General features: G+C 64.1%; 10 protein-coding genes. 6 read left to right on the plus strand and 4 right to left on the minus strand.

Annotated features, from left to right (window positions below; genetic code table 11):
* Nucleotides 1-61: 61 nt before the first annotated feature.
* The 3 genes from A0U87_RS21745 to A0U87_RS21755 all read left to right on the plus strand — a co-directional run bounded on the left by A0U87_RS21745 (nt 62) and on the right by A0U87_RS21755 (nt 3,597).
* A complete protein-coding gene (locus A0U87_RS21745) occupies nt 62-268 on the plus strand; it encodes a hypothetical protein (protein ID WP_010339971.1) in 207 nt (68 codons plus the stop codon).
* A gap of 106 nt (nt 269-374) precedes the next feature.
* Nucleotides 375-1,721: a surface lipoprotein assembly modifier gene (locus tag A0U87_RS21750; protein WP_137405987.1), complete on the plus strand. Its 1,347-nt coding sequence runs from the start codon at nt 375-377 to the stop codon at nt 1,719-1,721.
* Between the two features lie 13 nt (nt 1,722-1,734).
* Nucleotides 1,735-3,597, plus strand: coding sequence for a hypothetical protein (locus A0U87_RS21755; protein ID WP_159078613.1), 1,863 nt, complete (start codon nt 1,735-1,737; stop codon nt 3,595-3,597).
* Nucleotides 3,598-3,729: 132 nt separating this feature from the next.
* Here A0U87_RS21755 and wrbA read toward each other — a convergent pair whose 3' ends face one another.
* Nucleotides 3,730-4,329 carry an NAD(P)H:quinone oxidoreductase gene (wrbA, locus tag A0U87_RS21760; RefSeq protein ID WP_048936944.1) on the minus strand — a complete coding sequence of 200 codons (600 nt, stop codon included), beginning with the start codon at nt 4,327-4,329 and terminating at the stop codon, nt 3,730-3,732.
* A gap of 129 nt (nt 4,330-4,458) precedes the next feature.
* Nucleotides 4,459-5,178: a pirin family protein gene (locus A0U87_RS21765; protein ID WP_048936943.1), complete on the minus strand. Its 720-nt coding sequence runs from the start codon at nt 5,176-5,178 to the stop codon at nt 4,459-4,461.
* Between the two features lie 108 nt (nt 5,179-5,286).
* Between A0U87_RS21765 and A0U87_RS21770 the strand changes: the two genes are divergently transcribed.
* From A0U87_RS21770 to A0U87_RS27060, 3 genes are all read left to right on the plus strand, one after another.
* Nucleotides 5,287-6,180 (plus strand): LysR family transcriptional regulator, encoded by an 894-nt coding sequence (locus A0U87_RS21770; RefSeq protein ID WP_029548055.1) that lies wholly within the window; start codon nt 5,287-5,289, stop codon nt 6,178-6,180.
* A gap of 288 nt (nt 6,181-6,468) precedes the next feature.
* Nucleotides 6,469-7,176, plus strand: a complete 708-nt coding sequence (locus A0U87_RS21775) for a response regulator transcription factor (protein WP_004212203.1) — start codon at nt 6,469-6,471, stop codon at nt 7,174-7,176.
* A gap of 156 nt (nt 7,177-7,332) precedes the next feature.
* Nucleotides 7,333-7,950 carry a methyl-accepting chemotaxis protein gene (locus tag A0U87_RS27060; RefSeq protein ID WP_048936942.1) on the plus strand — a complete coding sequence of 206 codons (618 nt, stop codon included), beginning with the start codon at nt 7,333-7,335 and terminating at the stop codon, nt 7,948-7,950.
* A gap of 91 nt (nt 7,951-8,041) precedes the next feature.
* Here the strand turns inward: A0U87_RS27060 and A0U87_RS21785 are convergent, their stop codons facing one another.
* Nucleotides 8,042-8,728 carry a hypothetical protein gene (locus A0U87_RS21785; protein ID WP_122928097.1) on the minus strand — a complete coding sequence of 229 codons (687 nt, stop codon included), beginning with the start codon at nt 8,726-8,728 and terminating at the stop codon, nt 8,042-8,044.
* 99 nt (nt 8,729-8,827) lie between these two features.
* The coding region (locus tag A0U87_RS21790) for a S8 family serine peptidase (RefSeq protein ID WP_170978446.1) at nt 8,828-9,491 on the minus strand (664 nt) is incomplete at its 5' end.

A 9,491-nucleotide genomic window follows, 5' to 3' on the forward strand; every position in this document is an offset into this window, starting at 1 on the left:
AATATTTTGCCGATTCCGGCTCTGGACAGGGGGCGGGGGCAGGCGCTAGCGGCCGCGCCCTATGTCTATCATTGCCACCATCATGAACACGGCCACCGGCCAGCCCATCCAGAAGATGAAGTTCGAGCGCATGCCCAAGCCCTGGGTCTCGCTGAACCTTGAAAATGGCGAACTGGTCACCGCCGACCGCGTCGTCGTCGGCAAGCCCGCACCGGGCAAGTTCATCACCCCGGTCGAAGTCTGGGTCACGCCCAAGACGCTGGGATGACATCCACAAGGTTCGGTCACGCCAACATTGCCGGATCGTAAAATTCCATTGAGCTCCTAAAAAAGGCCCTTATATCGGCGGTTTGCTGAGTGGGGACTCAGGGGGCTTGGGGGATTTTATCAGATTCGCGGCGCGTCTTGTCGCGTCGGTGCTGTGCGTGCCGACGTCGGTTGCCAGTGCGCAGCATGTCGATGCGGAACGCGCATCGACACCTGCCATCCTGTCGGCCGGACAGATTTTCGACGTTGCCGAATCCGCGCGACAGGCACGCGATTTCGAAACCGCCCAGGCGGCCTATCGCGCCCTGTTCGCCGATGCCGATCCCGAGTTGCGGATCGAAGCGCGCTTCCGGCTGGGGCTGATGCTGGCCGACGACCTGCAACGCTACAGCGATGCGGCGGTCGAGTTCCGGCATATCCTTGATGTAAAACCCCATGCCGCCCGCGTGCGCTTGGAACTGGCCAGGGTGCTGGCTGCCAGCGGTGACGTGCGGGCTGCCGGCCGCGAAATGCGCGCGGCACAGGCTGCCGGCTTGCCGCCACAGGTCGAGCAGATGGTGCGCTTCTATGCCAATGCCTTGAGCGCACGGAAGACGCTCGGCGGTTCGATCGAACTCGCCCTTGCGCCCGACAGCAATGTCAATCGCGCGACCCGTTCCGATCGGCTTGGAACGGTGATCGGCGATTTCCTGCTCGACAAGGATGCCCAGGAAAAATCGGGTGTCGGGCTCAGTCTGCGCGGCCAGGGCTATTGGCGCCACGGCACCGAACCGGGCGCGGATCTGCTGGTGCGCGCGTCGGTCGGCGCCTCGCTCTATCGCGATGCCTCTTTCAACGACATCAGTGCGGCGTTGCAGGTCGGCCCCCAATATCTGTCGGGGTCGGATCGTATTACCGTGGCGGCCGGGCCAAGCTGGCGCTGGTATGGCGACCGTCTCTATTCGACCGGCTATGGTGGCAGCGCGAATCTGCTGCACCCGGTGGGAAAACGTAGCCAACTTCAGCTTGAAGGTGGCGTTACCCATGTCCGCAACCAGCGCAACGCCTTGCAGACAGCGGATGATTTCACCCTGGCCGGGGCATTTGATCATGCCTTCAGCGCGCGGGGCGGCGGCGGCGTTCAGATGTTTGCCCTGCGCGAAGCAGCGCGCGATCGCGGTTATAGCTTCGTCAGTGGTGGGGGCAGCGTCTATGGCTTCCGCGAAATGGGGCGCACGACCTTCGTCGCGACAATGGGATACAGCCATTTGGAGGCTGATGCCCGGCTGCTTCTTTATCCACGCCGGCGCATCGAAAATCGACTGAGCGCGAGCATCGGGGCGACGTTACGCGCCTTGCAGGTCGGTCCGTTCGCGCCACTGGCGCGGCTCAAATGGGAACGCAATCGCTCGACCATCGAAATCTATCAATATCGCCGAATTTCTGCCGAGTTCGGCATCGGTTCGGTTTTCTGACGGGGGAATGAAGATGACGAAACAGGCTCTTCGCGGCGCGAGCGCGATCGCCTTCATGCTGGCGCTTTCTGCATGTGGCGGGGGTGGTGGCGTGAACAGTACGCCCACTCCCACGCCAGCACCTACTCCGACTCCGACGCCCACACCCACACCCACACCGAGCGCCAATGCGGATCTGGTCGCACCGCTTGTTTCGGAAACTTTCGTCAATAATGCGGTGGCTGGTACAGCCAGCTTCCCGGCAAATGGAGCAGGTACGGCGACTGCCGCCAAATCTGCACTGACGTTCCGTTATGATGCGTCGAGCAATCGCTATTCGGTGTCGGCCGCCGACCGTTCGCAGAATTTTGCTGTATCGAGCAGGGATGCTGCGCTCAGCAATGCGGACCTCGACGTTTATGTCGACAAATCGGGTAACCGCACCGACACGTTGGCCGTTCGTAAGAACGCAGCCGAGAAGGGGACGCCTGACAGCCCGCAATTCCAATATGCCGGCGCTGCCGTGTGGCAACGCACCACAGCAAATAACAGCGCAGTGAGCGCCACTGCGGATGCCTTTACCTATGGCGTGGAAACAAAGGCTTCGGCCATGCCGCTCGGCGGCACCGCAACTTTTGTGGCATCGCTGAACGGCATTGCCACCTATGCCGACACGGCGCTGGGCCTCAAGGGTGCGGGCACGCTGAACATTGATTTCGCCTCTGGCGGCCTGACCGGCAATGGTGATTTTTCCACCTATGGAACGGATGGCGGAAAGGTGGACACCAGCAACTGGTATGCCAGCGCCAGGATCGCGTCCGGATCCAATGCCTTCAGCGGCAGTTTCACGATCGGTGCGCCCAGCAACCCGGCCGGGTCGTTCGATGGACGCTTTTATGGCCCCAACCATGAGGAACTTGGCGCGGCCTGGAGCTGGAACACGCCGACAGGAGGGCGCGCCTATTTGGGCACGCTGCTGGGGCGCGACCTGGCAACATTGCCGGCCAATGGCGGGCTGGATGCGCTGCGCGTCAATGAGGCGTTCGAAACCACGGGCATGCAGGCGCAATATATCCTGACCTCGCCCACCAACAGCTATATGCAGCGCATCACCAGCCTGACGACACCGCCCGTCACCATGCGCTATTCGGAAGATAGCGACAGTCTGGTGGTCAATCAGTTTGCGGTGGTCAGCGATGTCGCCTTGACCGACGCGATCAGGGATGCTGCGGCCAGCAATGCGTCCTTCGACGTCTATCGGACCACGAAGACGGAAACATTTGGTGGGGTCGCCAGCGAACATCCGATCGAGATCCGTGTCCTGAAACCGGGCGCCGGAAACCCGACGATTGCGCTGACCTATACCAGCTTTGCAACCTGGTCGGTTGGTCCCGTTCCCAGTCTGTATCAGTCCGACGTCAACGAAACTGTGCTGGCCTATGGCCGCAAGACGCCGGATGGCGCGATGCCGCGGTCTGGTTCGGCCAGCTATGCGGCGATCATCCAGGGGATCACGACTGTGCCCGTAAGTGCCAGTGCAACGCAGCGGCCCTATGTCATCACGGGCGATGCAAGCCTCTCCTATGATTTCGCCGCGGCCCGAATGTCGGGCGTGATGCGCCCCGTGGCAACCGATCGCGATAGCGGGCAGCGCTACGAACTGGGGGCGCAGAATTTTGCCGGAAGTTCCATTGTCGGCTCATCCAGCTTTTCGGGACAGTTCGAAAAGGAAATGACCATTCGTGGCATTGGCACCACTAATGGCAGCATCAACGGCCAGTTTACCGGCCCGCAGGCGCAGGAATTCTTTGCGCTCTGGAATTATGGGATGATCGATCCGGTCAATGGCGGCACGCTCAACATGGGCGGCGTCATGGTCGGCAAGCAGACGCAGTAGAACGGCCCCCAGTTCGAAAGAAAAAGGAGCTGGCGCGCAGTCCCGGCGTGCCAGCTCCCTACAACCTGGTGGCGCACCCATGCGACCGAAGAACGCAGCCAGGCTGCGTTCCCCAGACGGCGCGGGTTGCGATTAACCGTGCAATTTGATCGCGGTTTCGGCGATCCGGCGGCCCTGATAGCGGGCGCCGTCCAGTTCTTCCTCGCTCGGCTGACGGCTGCCGTCGCCGTCGGCCATGGTGGTCGCACCATAGGGCGAACCGCCACGCACCTTGTCGACGCCCATCTGACCGGCAAAGCCATAGTCCAGGCCGACGATCGTCATGCCGAAATGCAGCAGGTTGGTGATGATCGAGAAGAGGGTGACTTCCTGGCCGCCATGCTGCGACGCGGTCGAGGTGAAGGCGCCGCCGACCTTGCCGTTGAGCGCGCCGCGCGCCCACAGGCCGCCGGCCTGATCCAGGAACGAAGCCATCTGGCTCGACATGCGGCCAAAACGGGTGCCGGTGCCGATGATGATCGCGTCATAATCCGCCAGTTCGGCGACGGTCGCGACCGGGGCTTCCTGGTCCAGCTTGAAATGGGCAGCCTTAGCGACTTCCAGCGGCGCGGTTTCGGGCACGCGCTTGATGTCGACCTGCGCGCCGGCGGCGGCAGCGCCTTCGGCCATGGCCTTGGCCATCGTTTCGATATGCCCGTAGGACGAATAATAGAGAACCAGAACCTTAGCCATTGTCACGTCTCCTTGCCTGAACTGAAAGGTTGAAAAGGGTGGTCGCCCGCACAAGGGAGGGAGCATGCGGGCGACCCGGACCGGTTCGTTGGGGAGGGGGAGTAACGAACCGGCGCGTAAGCTTCATGCCTATTCGCTGTCGACCAGGACGATTTCGCTGTCCTCGATCGCAGTGATGGTGATGGGCGCGCCGCCGATGATGGCGGCGCCGTCCCGTGCCTCGAAGGTTTGGCCATCGATCTCGATCCGACCCGTCGCCGGGACCAGATAGAGGTGGCGGCCTTCGGCACTCTCATAGGTCACGCTGTCGCCGGCCTTGATCGTGCCGCCCAGCAGCCGGGCGTCGGCCCGGATGCGCAGCGCTTCCTTGTCCTCGTCATGGCCGCTGGCCAGCACCACCAGCTTGCCGGAGCGATCGCCCTTCGGGAAGGGCTTGGCGCCCCAGCTGGGCGATCCGCCGACCGAACGGGGAATGACCCAGATCTGGAACAGGGTGGTAGTCTCGTCCTCCAGATTATATTCGGCGTGGCGGATGCCGGTGCCGGCCGACATCACCTGGACGTCGCCCGCCTCGGTGCGGCCCTTGTTGCCCAGGCTGTCCTGGTGGGTGATCGCGCCGGTGCGGACATAGGTGATGATCTCCATGTCGCTGTGCGGATGGGGCGGGAAGCCCGAGCGCGGACCGATCTCGTCGTCGTTCCATACCCGGATCGCGCCCCAGCCCATGCGGGCGGGATCATAGTAATTGGCGAAGGAAAAATGGTGCCGTGCGTTCAGCCAGCCATGGTCGGCATGGCCGAGCGACGCGAACGGGCGGCGCTCGATGCGGCTCGCGGTTGTCGTGCTCATAGGGTCTGCCTTTCGATTGCGATGCCGGATGCTTCCGGCTTGCTTTCCGACAATCTAGCGATCAGGTTCGTTTCTTGAATAAGCAGTGTTGAAACGGATTGTTTCCCTATGCGCCTACCTGATTTCGAGGCCTGGGCGATGTTCGCCGCCGTGGTCGAACATCGCAGCTTTACCGACGCGGCCAAGGCGCTCAGCGTCTCCAAGGCCACCGTGTCCAAGGCGGTGACCCGCCTGGAGCAGCATCTCGACACCAGCCTGTTCAGCCGCACCAGCCGCCGCCTGGCGCTGACCGAGAGCGGCCGGCGCCTTGCCGATCATGCCCAGCGTATCCTGGCCGAAGGGCAGGCGGCGGAGGAGGCTGCGCGCGACGAGACCGCCGAACTCTCCGGCACGGTGCGGCTGGGTGCGCCGATGAATTTCGGCCTGCTGCGGATCGCGCCGCTGATCGCGCAGTTCACCAAGGAAAATCCGCTGGTCGATGTCGACCTGCATCTGTCCGATGCGAAGATCGACATTGTCGAACTCGGCCTCGACGCCACCATCCGCATCGCCGACATGCCCGACAGTTCGCTGCGCGCGCGCCGGCTGGCGGACGTCCATATGCATGTCGTCGCCTCGCCCGCCTATCTGGCCGAGCGCGGCCGCCCGACCCATCCGTCCGACCTCGGCAGCCATGACTGCCTCTGCTATTCCAACGTCACCGCGCCCGATGTCTGGCGCTTCACCGGGCCGGGGCAGCAGAATGTGACGGTGCAGGTCCGCCCGCGCATCACCGTCAACAGTGGCGAGGCGATGATGCCCGCGCTGCGGCTTGGCGTCGGCATCGCCCGCCTGCCCGATTTCATCGTCGGCGATGCGATCCGCTCGGGTGAGCTGGAGGAGATTTTGCTCGATTGGCGGCCGCCGCCCTTCGGCCTGCATCTGGTGACGCCGCCCTCGCGCCTGCGCCCGGCGCGGGTGGAGGCGCTGCTCGACTTCCTGACCCGTCACCATGGTTGCTGAGGCTGGTTTACGAAGTGCAAATTTCCGCCTTGTGATCGCCGCGGATCGCCCCTGCGAAAGGCGGAACCATGGCAGGACTTTGCTCGTTTCATCCCGTAATCCAGCTTGACTCGGCGGGCTTCGTTACGGGGTCAACGCTTTGTAAATAGATTCGTTTTTATACGACTCGCGGATTCCTGCGGGTTAGCGAAAAATTAACCTTTGTCCTTCAGAAGTTTTTTGGTTAATGATTGCGAGCAGAAACCGTTCTGGTGGGGTGAACGGACCTGCGACACGAAGGGGCTTCCAATGCGCGTGCTGCTGATTGAGGACGAACCGACCACCGCCAAGGCGATCGAGCTTATGCTCACGACCGAGGGCTTCAATGTCTACACCACCGATCTCGGGGAAGAGGGCCTCGATCTCGGCAAGCTGTACGACTATGACATCATCTGTCTCGACCTGAACCTGCCCGACATGCACGGCTATGACGTGCTGAAAAAGCTGCGGGCGGCACGGGTGCAGACCCCGGTGCTGATCCTGTCAGGCGTCGCCGAAATGGACAGCAAGGTCCGCTCTTTCGGCTTCGGCGCTGACGATTATGTCACCAAGCCGTTCCATCGCGAGGAACTGATTGCGCGCATCCACGCCGTGGTCCGCCGCTCGAAGGGCCATTCGCAGTCGGTCATCCGCACCGGCAAGCTGGCGGTGAACCTCGACGCGAAGACCGTGGAAGTGGACGGCAACCGCGTCCATCTGACCGGCAAGGAATATGCGATGCTGGAGCTGCTCTCGCTCCGCAAGGGCACGACCCTCACCAAGGAGATGTTCCTCAACCATCTCTATGGCGGCATGGACGAGCCCGAACTCAAGATCATCGACGTCTTCATCTGCAAGCTGCGCAAGAAGCTGGCGCTGGCCTGCGGTGGCGACAATTATATCGAAACCGTATGGGGCCGCGGCTATGTGCTGCGTGATCCCGATGAGGTCGAGGCGCTCGAAGCGCGGGTTGCCTGATCGACCGCTGATTGCATGTCAGGGGGTGGAAAGGCCGGCGGTCCGATGGGATCGCCGGCCTTTTCCATGTCCGCCATATTGTTACAAATTATGTAATTTCCATAGAATTAAGCTGCCATTTACCATCGATGCCTAGGCCGGGGGTGAAGGAGTTTTATGTTCATGGGCCAGGCCATTCACCCCCACAGCCGCGATGCCGTCTGGGACGCCATCTGCCGTTCGCAGGCGGTGATCGAATTTGCGCCGGACGGCACGATCCTCTGGGCCAATGACCTGTTCCTGGCGACCATGGGCTATGCGCTGGGGGAGATTGTCGGCCGCCATCACCGCATCTTCTGCGATGAAGGCCAGGCGCGCTCGGCCGCCTATGCAGCCCTGTGGGACAAGCTGGCGCAGGGCGATTTCGATGCCGGCGAATATCGGCGCCTCGACAAGCATGGCCGCGACATCTGGCTGCAGGCCACCTATAATCCGGTCTTCAATGCCGAAGGCCGAGTCGAGCGCATCCTCAAGATCGCGACCGACACCACCCCGTCCAAGATATTGCGCGCGGAACTCAAGAGCACGGTCGACGGGCTGGTCGACATTGTCGAGACGATCAGCGGCATCGCCAACCAGACCAATCTCCTCGCCCTCAACGCCACGATCGAGGCGGCGCGGGCGGGCGAGGCCGGGCGGGGCTTTGCGGTGGTCGCGGCCGAAGTCAAGAAACTGGCGGGGGACACGCGCGCGGCGACCGATCGCGCCCGCGCCATGGTGGTCGCCTCCAGCTGATCCCGTCGCCCGATTGCGGACATGATGCGGCCGGCGATCCGATGGGGATCGCCGGCCGTTTCCGTCAGGCGACGGCTACGGGGTTATGGGGTCAATCCGTGGCCTGATCGGAAGAGGAAGGGGTAGCGGCCTCGCTCTGCGGCTGGCTGGTGCTGCCATGGGTCTCGCCGCTGCCCGAAACCTGCCCGCTCGCGTCGATCGAGGCAGCGCTGCCGACGGCATTGGTCGCGTTGCCCGCGACATTGCCCGCCGCCGACCGTGCGCCGCTGGCCGTCGAGCCCGCCCGATCGCGGGCGGAGGCGACCGTGCTGCCTGCCCGATCACGCGCCGATGCCACGGTGCTGCTGGCCCGATCGCGCGCCGTCGCGACGCCGCTTTCCGTCCGGTCCCGTGCGGCGCCGACCGTGTCGCTCGCCCGGCTGCGCGCCGTATCGGCCGCGCCGGTCACATCGCTGGTGCCCAGCGTATCTACCGCCAGATTGCCGCTGGCCGATCCCGATCCGCTGGCCGAGCGGCTCTTGCCACGACGGGTTGCCGATCCTTCGGCGCGGCCATTGCCGTTGCCGCTGGCGCCGACCCGGCCATTGTCGAGGTCGATGCTGCGATCCAGACTCCCCGATCCGCCGAACGAACCACCCAGCGCGCCGCCCAGGCCGCCGGTCATGCCGCCCAGTCCGCCACCACCCAATGCGCCGCCACCGCCCAGCAACTGGGCCGATGCGGGGGCCGTGGTGAGCGCCGCGAGGCAGGCGGTTGCGATGATAATCTGCGTCTTCATGGACCGTCTCCTTGGTCATCTTGATCCGATGACAGGACAACGGCGGGGCGTTTCGCTTTAATCCCGAACGTCTAAATTTTTCTCGCAAGGCATGGAAATTCAATCCCTATTTCTGCAGGTGCCGCACAATATGCCGGCGCCATAGCCCTTGCCGCGGGCGGGTTTCGCCTCCCGCCGCAATGCCTCGACCGATCCGCCAGCCATCAGCCGCCCGGCCACCAACGGCGCCGCAAAGGATGTGCCGCGCACCTTGTCCCGGCCGCCGTGCATGTCGGCGGCCATCATGTCCGCACCGGGCGCGGCGAAATCGACATGGGCCGCGCGCCCGGCCTCGGGCAGCAACCGGTCCCGCCCGTCGACGCCGGTTACGGCGATCACCTGCGGATAGGATGCGGGGTAGGCGGGCGGGGCGGCCGGGCCGTCATTGCCGACTGCCGCGACCAGCATCACCCCCTTGTCGCGCACCAGCCGGATGGCCCCGGCCAGCAAGGGATTGTCCGGCCCGACCAGGCTGATCGTCACCACCCTCGCGCCGCGCGCCGCCATCCAGCCCAGCGCGCGGACGATGGCAAAGCTGCTGCCGCCGGCCGGATCGTCGCCATAGACGTCGGCGACCAGCAGCGGCGTGCCCGGCGCGGCGCCCTTCACGCTGCCATATCCGCCGATCAAGGACGCGACCGCCGTGCCATGGGCGCTGGCCCTTGGCGCGCCGGCCACGAAGCCGCGCTGCTCGATCGGGCCGGCCAGCGCCGGATGCGCGGCC

This window comes from Sphingobium sp. MP9-4, from assembly GCF_005281675.1.
GTDB classification, from domain to species: Bacteria; Pseudomonadota; Alphaproteobacteria; order Sphingomonadales; family Sphingomonadaceae; genus Sphingobium; species Sphingobium yanoikuyae.